The sequence below is a fragment of the Demequina subtropica genome (assembly GCF_000971235.1).
In the GTDB taxonomy this organism is placed as follows: domain Bacteria; phylum Actinomycetota; class Actinomycetes; order Actinomycetales; family Demequinaceae; genus Demequina; species Demequina subtropica.
In genome coordinates, this window is the sequence record NZ_BBMB01000013.1 from 126693 (window position 1) to 141952 (window position 15260).

Genomic DNA, 15260 nt, shown 5'->3' on the forward strand with positions numbered 1-15260 from the left:
TGTCACTGTCCCATGGCGTGCACGCCGCCGTCTACGTGGATCATCTCGCCCGTGGTGGCGGGGAACCAGTCCGACAGCAGGGCCGTCACCGCGCGCGCGGTCGGCTCGGTGGCCTCCGAGTCCCATCCGAGCGGGGCACGCTGCGCCCAGTTGCCCTCCATCTGCTCGAAGCCCGGGATGTGCTTCGCCGCGGTGGTCTTGATGGGTCCGGCGGACACGACGTTGCAGCGGATGCCCTGGGGGCCGAGGTCGCGTGCGACGTAGCGGTTGACCGCCTCGAACGCAGCCTTCGCGACGCCCATCCAGTCGTACACGGGCCATGCGAAGCGGCCGTCGAAGGTGAGGCCGACGATCGAGCCGCCGTGGGGCATGAGCGGCGCCGTCGCCTGGGCGAGCGCCTTGAGCGAGTACGCGGAGATGTGCATCGCGGTCGCGACGTCCTCCCACTCCCCCGACATGAAGTTGCCGCCCATGACGGACTGCGGCGCGAAGCCGATGCTGTGCACCACGCCGTCGAGGTGGGGGACGTGCTCGCGGACCTGGTCGGCCAGCGCGGAGAGGTGCTCGGGGTTGGTGACGTCGAGCTCGACCACCTTCGCCTCGACCGGGAGGCGGCGGCCCATGGCCTGCGTGATCTTGAGCGAGCGGCCCACTCCGGTCAGGACGACCGTCGCGCCCTGCTCCTGGCACAGCCGTGCGACCTCGAACGCGATCGAGCCCTCGGTGAGGACGCCGGTGACGAGGATGTTCTTGCCTTCGAGGATTCCCATGGTTGCTCCTATGCGGGGGGGACGATGCAGGGGTGTGGGGGGCGCGGACCCGGTCAGTGGCCCATGCCGAGGCCGCCGTCGACGGGCAGCACCGCGCCCGAGACGTAGCCGGCGGCGTCGGAGCCCATGTAGACGGCCGCGGCTGCGACCTCCTCCGTCGCACCGAAGCGCTTGGCGGGGATGGTCGCCGAGTACTGCTTGACGGTGTCCTCGGGCAGCTCCGCGGTCATGTCGGTGGTGATGAAGCCGGGTGCGATGACGTTCGCGGTGATGCCGCGGGCACCCACCTCGCGCGTGATCGAGCGGGCCATGCCCACGAGCGCGGACTTCGACGAGGAGTAGTTGACCTGGCCGGGATTGCCCATGAGACCCACGACGGAGCCGATGAGGACGATGCGGCCGTACTTCTCGCGCATCATCGAGTTCACCGCGCGGCGGACGCAGCGGAAGGTGCCCGTGAGGTTGACGTCGATCACGTTCGCGAAGTCCTCGTCGCTCATGCGCATGAGGAGCCCGTCCTTGGTGATGCCCGCATTGGCCACGAGCACCCGGACACGGCCGTGCTGCGCCTCGAGCTCGTCGAAGGCGGCGTTGACGGCGTCCGTGTCGGTGATGTCGGCGATCGCGCCGGTCACGCCCTCCGGGAGGTCTCCCCCGCGGTAGATCGTGGAGACGATGTCGCCGTTGGCGACGAACGCCTCGGCGATGGAGCGGCCGATGCCACGCGCGGCGCCGGTGACGAGGACATGGCGGGGGGTCATGGGGGCCACGCTAGCGGAGGCTCCGTCCGATTCGCGAAACCGCGGCCACTAGCATCGTCGCGTGACCACCCCCTCCCGCCGCATGCGCGTGCTGCGCGTGGGCGCCATCGTGCTCGTGGCGCTCATCGCGTCGGCCGTGGCGGTCCGGGCGGGGTTCTGGCAGTACGGCAGGCACGAGCAGCGGGCCACCGCGATCGAGCGGTACGAGGCGAACACCGCCGCCGAGCCCGCCCCGCTCGCGGACGTGCTCGCCCCGGGCGAAGCCGTGGGAGACCGCGAGTGGACGCTGGTCGAGGTCGAGGGCGAGTTCGAGCCCGGCTCGACCACCTTGCTCCGCAACCGTCCGGTCGACCGCGAGCGCACGTGGCACGTGCTCGCATGGTTCGACACGACGGACGGCCGCTCCCTCATGGTGGACGCCGGCTGGGTGCCCATCCCCGACAGCGGCGTGCCGGACGACGTGGTCCCTGCCCTTCCCGAGGGTCCCGTGACCCTCACCGCGGTGCTCCGCGCGGCCGAGCCCGACGACGGCCGCCGCGACGAGGGCGCGACGCGGATCACCCCCGCGCAGATGCCCGACCCGAGCGCCGAGCCGATCGACGGCTACGGCATGGTGCGATCGATCTGCGATGCGGACGGATGCGTCGAGGCGCTCGGCTCACCCGTGCCGCTTCCGTCGCTGTCGCTCGGGCCGCACCTCGCGTACACGTGGCAGTGGTTCGGCTTCGCGCTCATCGCCCCCGTGGGCGGGGTGCTGCTCGCACGCCGCGACTGGCAGCTCACCGGCGAGGGTGCAGGCGAGCAGGGCGACGATGCGCCCGAGCGAGCCCGCGCATCGTCCCCGCCGAAGGCGCCGCGACGGCGCCGCGAGCGCGGGCCGTCAGACGAGGAGATCGAGGACGCCCTCTAGCCGCTGACAGTTCCAACCGAACTCGCCGCGACACGCCGCAGAACCGGGACCAGCTCCGTTGGAAGTGTCGGGCGGGAGACGTCAGGCGAGGGAGATGAGCTCCCGGTAGGACTCGTTGTAGAGGTCCTCGACCGCGTCCGGCAGCAGCAGCACACGCTCGGGCTCGAGCGCCTCGACGGCGCCCTCGTCGTGGGTCACCAGCACCACCGCGCCCTCGTAGGTGCGCAGCGCGCGCAGGATCTCCGCGCGCGACGCCGGGTCGAGGTTGTTCGTGGGCTCGTCGAGCAGCAGCACGTTCGCCTGCGACACCACGAGCGTCGCGAGCGCGAGGCGCGTCTTCTCGCCTCCGGAGAGCACCTTGGCGGGCTTGTGCGCATCGTCGCCGATGAAGAGGAACGAGCCGAGCACGTTGCGCACGGCCGTGTCGTCGAGGTCCGGCGCCGCGTGCCGGAGGTTCTCGAGGACGGTTGCGTTCATGTCGAGCGTGTCGTGCTCCTGCGCGTAGTAGCCGAGCTTGAGCCCGTGGCCGGGCTGAATCTCGCCCGTGTCGGGGTCCTCGACGCCCGACAGGAGGCGCAGCAGCGTGGTCTTCCCGGCACCGTTGAGGCCGAGCACCACCACGCGGGAGCCGCGGTCGATCGCGAGCTCGACATCGGTGAAGACCTCGAGCGAGCCGTAGGACTTCGAGAGCTCGGCCGCACGGAGCGGCGTCTTGCCGCAGGCGGCGGGGGTCGGGAAGCGCAGCGCGGCCACGCGGTCTTGCACCCGCTCCCCCTCGACGCCCTGAAGCATGCGCTCGGCACGCTTGGCCATGTTCTGCGCGGCGACGGCCTTGGTGGCGGTCGCCTTCATCTTGTTGGCCTGCGCCATGAGCGCGGCGGCCTTCTTCTCGGCGTTGTCGCGCTCGCGGCGACGGCGCTTCTCGTCCGTCTCGCGCTGGCGGAGGTACAGGTCCCAGCCGAGCGCGTACTGGTCGAGCTCTCCACGGTTGGCGTCGAGGTGGAACACACGGGTCACGGAGGCGCGCAGCAGCTCGACGTCGTGCGAGATCACCACGAGCCCGCCGGGGAAGTTCGCGAGGAAGCCGCGCAGCCACACGATCGAGTCCGCGTCGAGGTGGTTGGTCGGCTCGTCGAGCAGCAGCGTCTCCGCGTCGGAGAACAGGATGCGCGCGAGCTCGACGCGGCGGCGCTGACCGCCCGACAGCGTGCCGAGCGGCTGACCGAGGATGCGCTCGTCGAGGCCCAGGTTCGCGGCGATGCGCTGCGCCTCGGACTCGGCCGCATAGCCGCCGGCCGCGCGGAAGCGCTCCTCGAGGCGCGGATAGGCGTTCATCGCCTTCTCCATCACCTTGATGTCGGGGCTCGCCATGCCCTCCTCCGCGTCCCGGAGCTTCTGCATCAGGCCCGCGAGGTCGCGCACCGACAGGATGCGGTCGAGCGCGCGCTGCGTCGGCTCGCCCTCGCGCGGGTCCTGAGGGAGGTAGCCGATGGAGCCCTTGTGCGTGACGGTGCCACCTGTGGGCTGGCCCTCGCCGGCGAGGAGGCGCGTCATCGTGGTCTTGCCTGCACCGTTGCGGCCCACCAGGCCCACGCGGTCACCGGGTCCGATCTGGAAGCTCACGGGGTGCAGCAGCACACGGGCGCCGATGCGCACCTCCAGATCCTTGGCGATGATCACGCGTTCTCCCTGCTGTCGATGCGGCCTGAGTTGTGGGGACCCCACAACGTTTCTGCACCCTGGCCGGAACCCGGCCATGGGGACAGGCGGCGCCGTTAGGGTGACGGCGTCCATTATCCCAGGGGGTCCCCATGTCTCAGCACCGCGGCCTCACCGGCCAGTCCATCGCGCTCGTCGCCGTCTTCGCCGCCTTCATCGCGGCCGCGTCGATGGTGCCCGGCATCGAGCTCCTGGGCGGCGTGCCGCTCACGCTCCAGACGTTCGCCGTGGTCCTCGCGGCGCTGGTGCTCGGGCCGTGGCGCGGGCTCGCGGCCGTGGCCGTCTACCTGCTGATGGGACTCTTCCTGCCGGTGTTCGCGGGACGCGCGAGCGGCCTCGAGGTGCTGGTAGGCCCCAGCGGCGGCTACCTGATCGGCTTCCTGCTCGCGGCCGTGGTGGTCGGGGGCCTCGCTCAGCTCGGAGCCCGCATGGGACGCCTGCGCGGGAGCGTCCGGGCGACCTTCTGGCTCGTCGGGTCGGGTCTCGTGTCGATCCCGGTGATCTACGCGGTCGGCGCCCCCTGGCTCGCCTACCGCCTGGGCCTTCCGATGCTTCCCGGCCCGGACTGCAGCGGCCTGCTCGACATCGACTGCGCCTCGGGGGTCACGCTCGGCGTCGTGCCGTTCATCCCCGGCGACATCCTCAAGGTGGTCGTCGCCGGCATCGTCGCCGCCGCGATCCACCGCGCCTACCCCGGTCTGCTGGGCGCCGCGCGGCGGGTGACCGCCGCATCGTCCGCCGCGCCGTCGGACCAGGAGGACGAGGCGGCCCGCGCCACCGCGTAGCCTTGACCGCATGATCGAGTTCAAGGACGCGGCTGTCGTCGCGCCCGATTCCGGCGTGCCGATCCTCGAGCCCACCACGCTCACCCTCACCGAGGACCGCATCAGCATCATCGGCGCCAACGGCTCGGGGAAGTCGACGCTCGCGCGTCTCATCAACGGCCTGGTGCTGCCCGTGACCGGCTCGGTCGAGGTCGACGGCCTCGACACGCAGCGCCAGGGAGCGCAGGTGCGCCGCAAGGTCGGCTACCTGTTCACGGACGCCTCGGCGCAGCTGATCATGCCGACCGCGGTCGAGGACGTCGCGCTGTCGCTGCGCCGCGTCATCAAGAACCGCAAGGAGAGGGACGATGCGGCGCTCGCCGCGCTCAAGGAGATCGGCCTCGCCTCGAAGGCGGACGTCTCGGTGAACGCGCTGTCGGGCGGGCAGCGCCAGCTGCTCGCGCTCGCGGGCGTGCTCGCGTGCACCCCGTCGATCGTGGTCGCCGACGAGCCCACCACGCTGCTGGACCTGCGCTGGCGCGCGCATGTGGGCGCGCTGCTGCGCTCGCTCCCCCTCCAGGTCATCGAGGTCACGCACGACCTCGACTCGGCGGCGCGTGCCGAGCGCACGCTCGTGGTGGACCTGGGCCGCGTGGTCTTCGACGGCGACCCCAAGGAGGCCGTGCAGCTCTACCGCGACCTCATGTTCGGCCGCGCATCGCAGGGTGCCACCGCGTGATCACCCTCCTGGGCATCTACCGTCCCGCGCGGACGCCTCTGCACCTCGCGCCCGCGTGGTTCAAGATGCTCATGCTGCTGGGGATCTCGATCGCGAGCCTCGCGATCTCGGACCCCGTCACGAGCCTCGGCATCCTCGCCGCGAGCCTGCTGCTGCTGGCCTCGACCAAGCCGCCGCTCAAGGCGACGCTCAAGGGGATGGCCCTCATCACCGTGCTCGCCGTCATGGCCGCCGGGTTCCAGATCTGGCTGGGCGACTACGTACGCGCGCTCGACCTCGCGGGCGACCTCATCGCGATCTCGGCGCTCGCCCTCGCGGTCACCTCATCGACGTCGATGGCGCAGATGATGGACCTGGTGGTCGCGCTCGCGCGACCCATCCGTTGGATCCTGCCGCCCGAGACGCTCGGACTGCTGGTGGCCCTCACGCTCCGCGCGATCCCCGAGGCTGCGCAGATCCTCACCGAGTCGCGCGTCGCGGCCCGCGCGCGCGGCCTCGAGCGGGATCCGCGCGCGATCCTCATCCCGTCCGGCGCCCGCACCGTGGGCTTCGCCCTCCAGCTGGGTCAGGCGCTGCATGCGCGCGGCATCGCGGAGCACGGGCGGTCCTCGCGCCGCGACCCGGCCCCCGAACGCGACGCCGAGACCGAGGCGCCCGCTCCGCTGCTCGCCGAGCCGCCCGTGCGCGAGATGCCGTCGGAGGAGATCCCCGAGGTGCCCAAGCTCAGCCGCCGCGAGCGGCGTCGCCAGGGCTAGCCGGGCACGTCCGCCGGGACGCTAGCCGTCGAGCATCGCCACGAGCGTGGTGGTCGTGTTCCAGTTGCGGATGGTCATCACCTGGTAGAACGGCGTGGACATCACCTTGTTCAGGCGGCTCCTGGTGCGCTGCGCGCTGAGGCGCCGGAAGTAGACCACGCCCTTGCCCGCCCATCCGGCGTCGACCCCCTCGCGCATCTCGAAGGCCGCGAAGGCCTCGTCGACGTCGACCCCGGCACGCAGGAACGCCACGTCGGAGTGGTAGAGGTCCGGCTCGGTCCCGAACCCGGCCGGCGCATCGTCCATCGCCGCCCGCAGGCGAGCGGCCGCGACGCCCACCACGACCGTCTGGACCGCGAACTCCTCGCGCAGGACCTCCTCCACGAGGGCCTCCACCGCGGCCTCGTCGAGCTCCGGCGCGGTCAGCAGCACGTTGCCGGACTGGATGTAGGTGCGCGCGGGCACGCCGCGGGACTCGAGGGTCTCGCGCAGCCGAGCCATCGCGACGGGGTTCTTGCCGCCCACGTTGATGCCGCGGATGAGCGCGACGTGGGTCGCAAGCGTGTCAGCCACGGGGCAGCACCGTGAGGACGCGCATCACGTGGGTGCGGAACTCCTCCATGAACGTCTCGAGGAAGGCGGCGATCTTCGGGTCCGTCACCTCGCCCTCCTCCGTGATCAGGCCCGGCGTGAACGTGATGTAGGCCTCCGGCGCGGTCATCTGGCGCACGTTGCAGAAGCTCAGCACGGCCCTCAGGCTCTGCTGGCCCACCGCCGTACCGATGCGCCCGGGCGACGCCCCGATGATCGCGGCCGGCAGATGGTGGAACGAGTTCTGGCCGGACGGGCGCGACGCCCAGTCGAGCGCGTTCTTGAGCCCGCCCGGGATCGACCGGTTGTACTCGGGCGTCACGAACAACAGCGCGTCCGATGCGGCGATGGCGTCCTTGAGCGCGACCGCCACCGGCGGGAAGTCCGCGTCGTGGTCGGGGCTGTACAGCGGGAGGTCGCGGATGGGGATCTCGGTGAACTCGAGCTCCTCGGGCGCGAGCCGGATGAGCGCCCTGCTCAGCAGGCGGTTGATGGACGTCGACGACAGGCTGCCGACGAAGTATCCGACCTTGTAGACCATGCAGGGGGCTCCTCGGTGCGGGTGCGGGACCCGTTCATCGTCACACCGGCGGCGAGCCGCCGCAACGCAGCAGCCCGGGTCCTCCCAGCCGTCGCGGGGACCCCGCGGAGCGTTACGATCAGCCGAGGATGCCGGGCGCTGCGGGAGGAAGTCACATGAAGGACACGGTCGTCTTCAGCGGGAGCGCGCACCGCGCGCTCGCGGCGGACATCTGCTCGTACCTCGGGGTCGAGCTCTCCGCGGCGGACATCACGCGCTTCAGCAACGACTGCCTGCAGGTCCAGCTGCAGGCGAACTGCCGGCAGCGCGACGTCTACATCGTGCAGCCGCTCGTGCCTCCGACGCAGGAGGCCCTCATGGAGATGCTGCTCATGCTCGACGCGGCCCGGGGCGCCTCCGCCGCGCAGATCACCGCGGTGATCCCCCACTACGCCTACGCGCGCTCCGACAAGAAGGACGCGTCGCGGATCTCGATCGGCGGCCGCCTGGTGGCCGACATGCTCGTCGCGGCGGGAGCCGACCGCGTCCTCACGATGACCCTGCACGCGCCGCAGGTCCACGGCTTCTTCTCGGTCCCGGTCGACCACCTCACCGCGCTCGGGGTGCTCGCGGACCACTTCCGCGGGCAGGACCTCACGGACGCCGTGGTGGTCTCCCCCGACTTCGGCAACGCGAAGACGGCGAACCAGTTCGCACGCCTCCTGGGCCTTCCCGTGGCCGCCGGCAGCAAGCGGCGCCTCGGGGACGACACGGTGGTGATCGATCAGATCGTCGGCGACGTCCACGGCAAGCGCGCCATCATCCTGGACGACGAGATCGCGACCGGCGGGTCCATCATCGAGCTGCTCCACAAGCTCGAGGAGGAGGGCTGCTCCGAGGCGGCGGTGGCGACCACGCACGGCCTGTTCGTGGGCAAGGCGGTCGAGCGGCTCCGCGGCAACCGCATGGTGAGCGAGGTGGTCACCACCGACACCGTGCCCAGCCCCGCGGACTGGCCCGAGCTCACGGTGCTGTCGGTGGCGGAGCTGTTCGCCGAGGCGATGCGCCGCATCCACGGCGGCGAGTCCGTGAGCAGCCTGTTCGACGGGGTCGACCCCACGCACGCCTCGCCGCGGCCTCGCAAGACCACGGTCTGAACGCCGGGTCCAGGGACGCCGAGAGCCTCCTCCCCCGCTGCCGGGGAAGGAGGCTCTCGCGTGGTCCGTGTCTCAGACGTTGAAGCCGAGCGCGCGGAGCTGCTCGCGGCCGTCGTCCGTGATCTTGTCCGGGCCCCACGGCGGCATCCACACCCAGTTGATGCGGAAGCCGTCCACCAGCCCGGCAAGAGCCTGGCCCGCCTGATCCTCGATGACGTCCGTCAGCGGGCACGCCGCGGACGTGAGCGTCATGTCGATCACCGCGTGGCGGTTCTCATCGAGCATCACGCCGTAGACCAGACCCAGGTCCACGACGTTGATGCCGAGCTCGGGGTCGATGACGTCGCGGAGAGCCTCCTCGACGTCGGCCGCGTTGGCGACCGCCTTGGTCTCCTCTGTCATGCCGTTCCTCCTTCCGCACCCGCGGACGATGCGCCGCGGGCCTGGATGAGCGCGTCCTGCAGGGCCATCCAGCCCAGCAGCGCGCACTTGATGCGTGCAGGATACTTGCCCACCCCCACGAAGGCGGTAGCGTCGCCGAGCAGGTCCTCGCGCTCCTCGTCGAGGTGCTCGCCCTTCGACTGCATGAGCGCGCGGAACGCCTCGAACGTCTGGTCCGCGGTCGCGAGGGACTCGCCCTCGAGCAGCTCCGAGAGCACCGAGATGGACGCCTGCGAGATCGAGCAGCCCTGGCCCTCCCACGCGATGCGCGCGAGGGTGTCGCCCTCCACACCCACCCGCAGGGTGACCTCGTCGCCGCACGTAGTGTTGACCTGGTGGGACTCGCCGCGGTGCGGTAGGTCGATCTCGACCAGGCCGCGACCGTGCCCCTCGCGGGCGTGGTCCATGATGACCTGCTGGTACATCGACTCGAGGCTCATGCAGCAACTCCGAAGAACTCGCGGACGGCCGCCAGCGCCTCGATGAAGGCGTGGGCGTCGTCCTCGGTGGTGTAGACGTGCGCGGAGGCGCGGGTGGAGCCCGTCACCCCCAGGCGACGATGCAGGGGCTGGGCGCAATGGTGGCCGACGCGCACAGTGATGCCGCGGTCGTCGAGCACCTGGCCCACGTCGTGGGCGTGGACGCCGTCGACCACCACGGCCGCGAGGCCGAGGACGTCGATGGCGGCCGGGTCACCCACCGCTCCGAGCAGGCGAACACCGGGCATCTCCACCGCGCCCTCGCGCAGGATCTGCGCGATGCGAGCCTCGTGACGCGCGACGTTCTCCATCCCCAGGTCCATGAGGTAGCGCGCCGCTGCCGCCATGCCGACCGCCTGCGCGACCGGCTGTGTGCCGGGCTCGAAGCGCTGCGGCGCCTCGAGCCACGTGGTGCTCTCCATGGTGACCACGCGGATCGCGCTGCCGCCGAACTGCGACGGCGGCAGGGCGTCGAGGATCTCCTTGCGGCCCCACAGCGCGCCGATCCCGGTGGGCCCGAGCATCTTGTGCCCGGAGAAGGCCATGAGGTCCACGCCGAGCTCCGCGACGTTCACGGGCAGATGCGGCACCGACTGGCAGCCGTCCAGGACCGTGATCGCGCCCACCTCGCGGGCACGATGCACGATCGCCTCGACGTCCGTGACGGCACCCGTGACGTTGCTCGCGTGGCTGAACGCCACCACGCGCGTCGCGGGCGTGATGACCGCCTCGACCTCGTCGTACCGCAGGCCTCCCGCATCGTCCACGGGGATCCAGGCGAGCTCGGCGCCCGTGCGGGCGGCGAGCTGCTGCCACGGGATGAGGTTCGCGTGGTGCTCGAGCTCGGTGACCACGATGCGGTCACCGGGGCCCAGGCGGAAGCGCTCGGCCTCGGCGCCGCCGGCGCCCAGCGACGCCTGCAGCATGCCGTTCGCCACGAGGTTGATCGCCGCCGTGGCGCCGGAGGTCCACACGACCTCGTCGCTGGACGCGCCGATCAGCTCGGCGACGTCCGCGCGCGCGGACTCGAACGCCTCGGTCGCCTCCTCCGCGAGGATGTGCGCGCCGCGTGCGACCGCGCCGTTGTGCTCACGGTAGAAGGCGTCCTCGGCCTCGAGCACGGCGCGCGGCTTCTGCGCGGTCGCACCCGAGTCGAGGTACACGAGCGACCTCCCGTTCCTCACCGTGCGGGCGAGGAGCGGGAAGTCGTCGCGCAGATCGGGGAGCATGCTCAGGCGTCCGCCAGGTAGCGGTCGTAGCCCTCGGCCTCGAGACGCTCGGCGAGCTCGGGGCCGCCCTCCTCGGCCACGCGGCCGTTGACGAACACGTGCACGTAGTCCGGCTTGATGTAGCGGAGGATGCGCGTGTAGTGCGTGATGAGCATGACGCCCAGGCCCGTGTTGTCCTTGGCGCGGTTGACGCCCTCGGAGACGATGCGCAGCGCGTCGACGTCGAGGCCCGAGTCGGTCTCGTCGAGGATCGAGATCTTGGGCTGGAGCAGCTCCATCTGGAGGATCTCGTGGCGCTTCTTCTCACCGCCCGAGAAGCCCTCGTTGACGCCGCGCTCACCGAACGCGGGGTCCATGCGGAGGTTCTCCATGGCGACCTTGACGTCCTTGACCCACGTGCGGAGCTTGGGGGCCTCGCCGTCGATCGCGGTCTTGGCGGTGCGCAGGAAGTTCGACACCGAGACGCCGGGGACCTCGACCGGGTACTGCATCGCGAGGAAGAGCCCGGCCTTGGCGCGCTCGTCGACCGACATCTCGAGGACGTCCTCGCCGTCGAGCGTCACGGTGCCCTCGGTGATCTCGTACTTGGGGTGGCCGGCGATCGAGTAGGCCAGCGTCGACTTGCCCGAGCCGTTGGGGCCCATGATGGCGTGCGTCTCGCCCGAGTTGATGGTCAGGTCGACGCCCTTGAGGATCTCCTTGGTGCCCTCGGGGGTCTCGACGGTGACGTGGAGGTTGCGGATCTCCAGGGTGCTCATGCGTTCTCCTTCTGAGAATTCTTGGGTGCGTCCACGTCGACGAGCACATGCTCGCCGTCGACGCGGACGGGGTAGGTCTTGACGGGGGTGATGGCGGGAAGCTCGTCCGGCTCGCCGGTGCGGACGTCGAAGCGGGAGCCGTGGCCCCAGCACTCGACGAAGCAGCCTTCGACGTCGCCGTCGGACAGCGACACCTCGCCATGCGTGCAGATGTCGTCGATCGCGTAGAAGTCGCCGTCGTCCGTGCGCACGATGGCGACGGGGACATCGGCGCCGTTCGCGAGCGTGAGCTCGGCGAGCATGGCGGAACCCGGCTTCAGGTCACCCACCATGCACGCGAGCTGCTCACTCATCGCCGAGCTCCTCCTCGACGTGCGCGATCTCGAGGTCGATCTGGCGCATGAGGGACTCCTCGACCGCCGGCACACCGATCTCGTGGATGAGGTCGGCGAAGAAGCCGCGGACCACGAGCTTGCGGGCCTGCTCCTCCGAGATGCCGCGCGAGCGCAGGTAGAACATCTGCTCCTCGTCGAAGCGGCCGGTGGCGGACGCGTGGCCCGCGCCCTCGATCTCGCCGGTCTCGATCTCGAGGTTCGGCACCGAGTCCGCGCGCGCGCCGTCCGTGAGGACCAGGTTGCGGTTGAGCTCGTAGGTGTCGGTGCCCTCGGCCGCGGCACGGATGAGGACGTCGCCGATCCACACGGAGTGGGCGGTCTTGCCGGCCAGCGCACCCTTGTAGGTCACGCGCGACGTGCACTTGGGAACCGCGTGGTCGACGAAGAGCTGGTGCTCCTGGTGCTGACCCGAGTCCGCGAAGTAGAGCCCGAACAGGTCGACGCTCGCTCCCTCGCCCGCGAACGCGGCCGAGGTGTTGAGGCGCACGACCTTGCCGCCGAGCGTCACGACCGTGCCGCGCAGGCGCGAGTCGCGGCCCAGGCGGGCGACGACCTCGCCGGCGTGGATCGCGTCCTCGTCCCACTGCTGGAGCAGCACGAGGTTGAGGCCCGCGTTGTCCTGGAGGTCCACGGACACGAGCTCCGAGTAGTGGGCCGTGCCGGTCCGACGGATCACCACGGTCGCCTCGGCGCTCTGGCCGAGCTCCACGAGCAGGTGCCCGCGGACCTCGCCGCCGACGCCCGTGAGGTCGATCGTGATGGGCTCCTCGACCACGGTGTTCGCCGCGACGGTGAGCGCCATGGCGCCGCCAGCGTGCTTGACCGCGACGGCCGAGGCGCGGTCGCCGGGCGCGCGCACGGTGCGAGCCTGCGCATCGTCCGCCGCGACCTCGGTGAGGGTCACGCCGGCGGGGAGCTCGCTCGTGGCCCACTCGAGGTGGCTCTCGGCGGCCTCGTCGGCGAACAGGGTCTTGAGGTCGCGCACCGGCGAGAACCGCCAGTTCTCCTCGCGTCCCGTGGGCACGGGGAAGGCATCGACGTCGAAGGAGACGATGCGGTCCGCGCGGGACTTGTCGGGGATGACGCCGTGCGAGTGCGCAGTGTCAGCGGTGGCCTGGGTGTGATCGGTGACGGTCAACCGACGGATCCTTCCATCTGGAGCTCGATGAGGCGGTTCAGCTCGAGGGCGTACTCCATGGGGAGCTCGCGCGCGATGGGCTCGACGAAGCCACGCACGATCATCGCCATGGCCTCCGACTCCTCGAGACCGCGGGACATGAGGTAGAACAGCTGGTCCTCGGACACCTTCGAGACGGACGCCTCGTGGCCCATGTGGACGTCGTCCTCGCGGACGTCGACGTACGGGTAGGTGTCGGAGCGGCTGATCTGGTCGACGAGCAGCGCGTCGCACAGCACGTTCGACTTGGAGTTCTTCGCGCCCTCGAGGACCTGCACGAGGCCGCGGTACGAGGTGCGGCCGCCGCCACGGGCGACGGACTTCGAGATGATCGAGGACGAGGTGTTCGGGGCGGCGTGCACCATCTTGGCGCCCGCGTCCTGGTGCTGGCCCTCACCCGCGAAGGCGATGGACAGCGTCTCGCCCTTGGCGTGCTCGCCGAGCATGAAGATCGCCGGGTACTTCATGGTGACCTTCGAGCCGATGTTGCCGTCGACCCACTCCATGGTGGCGCCCTCGGCCGCGGTCGCACGCTTGGTGACCAGGTTGTACACGTTGTTCGACCAGTTCTGGATGGTCGTGTAGCGCACGCGGGCGTTCTTCTTCACGATGATCTCGACCACGGCCGAGTGCAGCGAGTCGCTCGAGTAGATCGGCGCGGTGCAGCCCTCGACGTAGTGCACGTACGAGCCCTCGTCCGCGATGATCAGCGTGCGCTCGAACTGGCCCATGTTCTCCGTGTTGATGCGGAAGTAGGCCTGGAGCGGGATCTCGACGTGGACGCCCGGCGGGACGTAGACGAACGAGCCGCCCGACCACACGGCGGTGTTGAGCGCCGCGAACTTGTTGTCGCCCACGGGGATGACGGTGCCGAAGTACTCCTCGAACAGCTCCGGGTGCTCCTTGAGCGCCGTGTCGGTGTCGAGGAAGATCACGCCCTGGGCCTCGAGGTCCTCGCGGATCTGGTGGTAGACCACCTCGGACTCGTACTGCGCGGCGACGCCGGCGACGAGGCGCTGCTTCTCCGCCTCGGGGATGCCGAGCTTGTCGTACGTGTTCTTGATGTCCTCCGGCAGCTCCTCCCACGAGGTCGCCTGCTTCTCGGTGGAGCGCACGAAGTACTTGATGTTGTCGAAGTCGATGCCGGTGAGGTCGGAGCCCCAGTTCGGCAGCGGCTTCTTGCCGAAGAGCTTCAGGCCCTTGAGACGCAGGTCGAGCATCCACTCGGGCTCGTTCTTCAGCGCCGAGATCTCGCGGACGACGGCCTCGTTGAGGCCGCGCTTGGCGATCGCGCCGGCCTCGTCGGAGTCATGCCATCCGAACTGGTAGTTGCCGATCGAGGCGATCGCCTCGTCCTGCGTCATGGGCTCGGTCGGAGCACTCATGCTCATCCTTCCTTACGGGTGGGGGTGGTGAGCGGGATCGTGGTGGTGCAGACATGCGCGCCGCCCGCGAGGGTCGACAGCCGCTGCACGTGCACGTCGAGGACCCTCGAGAACGCGCGGGCCTCGGCCTCGCACCACTCGGGGGTCTTCTCCGCGATGGACTGGACGGGGCAGTGCCCCTGGCAGAGCTGGACGGTGATACCGCCCGGCCCGGGACGGACAGATGCGGCGAAGCCGCGCTCGCCGAGGGCCGCGGCGAGCTCCTCGACCTTGGTGGCCATGGGGGCGTCGGGATCGACGGCGCCGGACACCGCCTCCTCGAGCTCCTTGGCCTTGGACTCGACGAAGGCCTCGAGACCGCCCGCATCGCGCAGGAAGGCGACCGCGTCGACGGCGACGTCCTGGTACGCGGTGGCCAGCGCGCGCTGACCCTCGCCCGTGGCCACGAACGACCGCGCGGGGCGGCCGCGGCCGCGCACGTGCTGGCCCGGCGGCTCGTGGTCGACGATGTGGCCCTCGTCCTCGAGCGCGGACAGGTGGCGGCGGACGCCCGCGGGGGTCACGCCGAGCTCGGTCGCGAGCGCGGCGGCGGTGATGGGGCCCGCGGTCGCGATGAGGCTCAGCACCCTGTCACGCGTGGTGTCGACATGCATGCGGCGACCTCTCCTCACGTCCACAGCCGGCCGCCCATGCGGCCGCGCTCCATTTAG

18 protein-coding genes are annotated in these 15260 nt (G+C 70.7%); 5 read left to right on the forward strand and 13 right to left on the reverse strand.

Going from position 1 to position 15260, the window contains the following annotated elements:
- Positions 1-2: 2 nt before the first annotated feature.
- Positions 3-770 carry an enoyl-ACP reductase FabI gene (fabI, locus tag AOM06_RS12810; protein ID WP_062307146.1) on the reverse strand — a complete coding sequence of 256 codons (768 nt, stop codon included), beginning with the start codon at positions 768-770 and terminating at the stop codon, positions 3-5.
- A gap of 53 nt (positions 771-823) precedes the next feature.
- Positions 824-1531 carry a 3-oxoacyl-ACP reductase FabG gene (gene fabG, locus AOM06_RS12815; RefSeq protein WP_062307150.1) on the reverse strand — a complete coding sequence of 236 codons (708 nt, stop codon included), beginning with the start codon at positions 1529-1531 and terminating at the stop codon, positions 824-826.
- Positions 1532-1592: 61 nt separating this feature from the next.
- Between fabG and AOM06_RS12820 the strand changes: the two genes are divergently transcribed.
- A complete protein-coding gene (locus AOM06_RS12820) occupies positions 1593-2441 on the forward strand; it encodes an SURF1 family protein (protein ID WP_156163703.1) in 849 nt (282 codons plus the stop codon).
- An 81-nt stretch (positions 2442-2522) separates the two neighbouring features.
- Here AOM06_RS12820 and AOM06_RS12825 read toward each other — a convergent pair whose 3' ends face one another.
- Complete coding sequence (locus AOM06_RS12825) at positions 2523-4121, reverse strand: ABC-F family ATP-binding cassette domain-containing protein (protein ID WP_062307158.1); 1599 nt, start codon at positions 4119-4121, stop codon at positions 2523-2525.
- 131 nt (positions 4122-4252) lie between these two features.
- On the opposite strand from AOM06_RS12825, the gene AOM06_RS12830 reads away from it, so the two are divergent.
- Genes AOM06_RS12830 through AOM06_RS12840 form a run of 3 tightly spaced genes read left to right on the forward strand, consistent with a single transcriptional unit; the run spans position 4253 to position 6418 of the window.
- Positions 4253-4945 (forward strand): biotin transporter BioY, encoded by a 693-nt coding sequence (locus tag AOM06_RS12830; protein ID WP_062307163.1) that lies wholly within the window; start codon positions 4253-4255, stop codon positions 4943-4945.
- A 10-nt stretch (positions 4946-4955) separates the two neighbouring features.
- On the forward strand, positions 4956-5663 hold the full coding sequence (locus AOM06_RS12835; RefSeq protein WP_062307168.1) for an energy-coupling factor ABC transporter ATP-binding protein: 708 nt from the start codon (positions 4956-4958) through the stop codon (positions 5661-5663).
- Positions 5660-6418 carry an energy-coupling factor transporter transmembrane component T family protein gene (locus AOM06_RS12840; RefSeq protein ID WP_062307175.1) on the forward strand — a complete coding sequence of 253 codons (759 nt, stop codon included), beginning with the start codon at positions 5660-5662 and terminating at the stop codon, positions 6416-6418. The genes AOM06_RS12835 and AOM06_RS12840 overlap by 4 nt, the downstream gene beginning before the upstream one ends.
- Positions 6419-6439: 21 nt before the next feature.
- Here the strand turns inward: AOM06_RS12840 and AOM06_RS12845 are convergent, their stop codons facing one another.
- Both AOM06_RS12845 and AOM06_RS12850 read right to left on the reverse strand, forming a co-directional pair.
- Positions 6440-6991 carry a DUF1697 domain-containing protein gene (locus tag AOM06_RS12845; RefSeq protein ID WP_082105572.1) on the reverse strand — a complete coding sequence of 184 codons (552 nt, stop codon included), beginning with the start codon at positions 6989-6991 and terminating at the stop codon, positions 6440-6442.
- Entirely contained in the window at positions 6984-7550 is a 567-nt protein-coding gene (locus AOM06_RS12850) for an NADPH-dependent FMN reductase (protein WP_062307179.1), read from the reverse strand. The genes AOM06_RS12845 and AOM06_RS12850 overlap by 8 nt, the downstream gene beginning before the upstream one ends.
- A 155-nt stretch (positions 7551-7705) precedes the next feature.
- Between AOM06_RS12850 and AOM06_RS12855 the strand changes: the two genes are divergently transcribed.
- Positions 7706-8686, forward strand: a complete 981-nt coding sequence (locus AOM06_RS12855; protein ID WP_062307183.1) for a ribose-phosphate diphosphokinase — start codon at positions 7706-7708, stop codon at positions 8684-8686.
- Positions 8687-8758: 72 nt separating this feature from the next.
- Here AOM06_RS12855 and AOM06_RS12860 read toward each other — a convergent pair whose 3' ends face one another.
- From AOM06_RS12860 to AOM06_RS12895, 8 genes are read right to left on the reverse strand one after another with little or no spacing between them, the layout of a single operon-like run.
- Positions 8759-9088, reverse strand: coding sequence for a metal-sulfur cluster assembly factor (locus AOM06_RS12860; RefSeq protein WP_062307189.1), 330 nt, complete (start codon positions 9086-9088; stop codon positions 8759-8761).
- Complete coding sequence (sufU, locus tag AOM06_RS12865) at positions 9085-9567, reverse strand: Fe-S cluster assembly sulfur transfer protein SufU (protein WP_062307194.1); 483 nt, start codon at positions 9565-9567, stop codon at positions 9085-9087. The genes AOM06_RS12860 and sufU overlap by 4 nt, the downstream gene beginning before the upstream one ends.
- Positions 9564-10835, reverse strand: a complete 1272-nt coding sequence (locus tag AOM06_RS12870; RefSeq protein WP_062307200.1) for an aminotransferase class V-fold PLP-dependent enzyme — start codon at positions 10833-10835, stop codon at positions 9564-9566. Before AOM06_RS12870 ends, sufU begins: the two co-directional genes overlap by 4 nt.
- A gap of 2 nt (positions 10836-10837) precedes the next feature.
- Entirely contained in the window at positions 10838-11593 is a 756-nt protein-coding gene (gene sufC, locus AOM06_RS12875) for a Fe-S cluster assembly ATPase SufC (protein WP_062307207.1), read from the reverse strand.
- On the reverse strand, positions 11590-11946 hold the full coding sequence (locus AOM06_RS12880; protein ID WP_062307212.1) for a non-heme iron oxygenase ferredoxin subunit: 357 nt from the start codon (positions 11944-11946) through the stop codon (positions 11590-11592). Before AOM06_RS12880 ends, sufC begins: the two co-directional genes overlap by 4 nt.
- Positions 11939-13126, reverse strand: a complete 1188-nt coding sequence (sufD, locus tag AOM06_RS12885) for a Fe-S cluster assembly protein SufD (RefSeq protein WP_062307216.1) — start codon at positions 13124-13126, stop codon at positions 11939-11941. The genes AOM06_RS12880 and sufD overlap by 8 nt, the downstream gene beginning before the upstream one ends.
- On the reverse strand, positions 13123-14556 hold the full coding sequence (gene sufB, locus AOM06_RS12890) for a Fe-S cluster assembly protein SufB (protein WP_439644742.1): 1434 nt from the start codon (positions 14554-14556) through the stop codon (positions 13123-13125). The genes sufD and sufB overlap by 4 nt, the downstream gene beginning before the upstream one ends.
- Positions 14553-15203, reverse strand: a complete 651-nt coding sequence (locus AOM06_RS12895) for a helix-turn-helix transcriptional regulator (protein WP_062307226.1) — start codon at positions 15201-15203, stop codon at positions 14553-14555. Before AOM06_RS12895 ends, sufB begins: the two co-directional genes overlap by 4 nt.
- Between the last annotated feature and the right edge of the window lie 57 nt (positions 15204-15260).

Coding starts and splice junctions, on each gene's coding strand:
- AOM06_RS12855 (WP_062307183.1), top strand. CDS start 7,706: ATGAAGGACACGGTCGTCTTCAGCGGGAGCGCGCACCGCGCGCTCGCG.
- sufC (WP_062307207.1), bottom strand. CDS start 11,593: ATGAGCACCCTGGAGATCCGCAACCTCCACGTCACCGTCGAGACCCCC.
- fabG (WP_062307150.1), bottom strand. CDS start 1,531: ATGACCCCCCGCCATGTCCTCGTCACCGGCGCCGCGCGTGGCATCGGC.
- fabI (WP_062307146.1), bottom strand. CDS start 770: ATGGGAATCCTCGAAGGCAAGAACATCCTCGTCACCGGCGTCCTCACC.
- sufB (WP_439644742.1), bottom strand. CDS start 14,556: ATGAGCATGAGTGCTCCGACCGAGCCCATGACGCAGGACGAGGCGATC.
- AOM06_RS12880 (WP_062307212.1), bottom strand. CDS start 11,946: ATGAGTGAGCAGCTCGCGTGCATGGTGGGTGACCTGAAGCCGGGTTCC.
- sufU (WP_062307194.1), bottom strand. CDS start 9,567: ATGAGCCTCGAGTCGATGTACCAGCAGGTCATCATGGACCACGCCCGC.
- AOM06_RS12860 (WP_062307189.1), bottom strand. CDS start 9,088: ATGACAGAGGAGACCAAGGCGGTCGCCAACGCGGCCGACGTCGAGGAG.
- AOM06_RS12850 (WP_062307179.1), bottom strand. CDS start 7,550: ATGGTCTACAAGGTCGGATACTTCGTCGGCAGCCTGTCGTCGACGTCC.
- AOM06_RS12870 (WP_062307200.1), bottom strand. CDS start 10,835: ATGCTCCCCGATCTGCGCGACGACTTCCCGCTCCTCGCCCGCACGGTG.
- AOM06_RS12835 (WP_062307168.1), top strand. CDS start 4,956: ATGATCGAGTTCAAGGACGCGGCTGTCGTCGCGCCCGATTCCGGCGTG.
- AOM06_RS12895 (WP_062307226.1), bottom strand. CDS start 15,203: ATGCATGTCGACACCACGCGTGACAGGGTGCTGAGCCTCATCGCGACC.
- AOM06_RS12830 (WP_062307163.1), top strand. CDS start 4,253: ATGTCTCAGCACCGCGGCCTCACCGGCCAGTCCATCGCGCTCGTCGCC.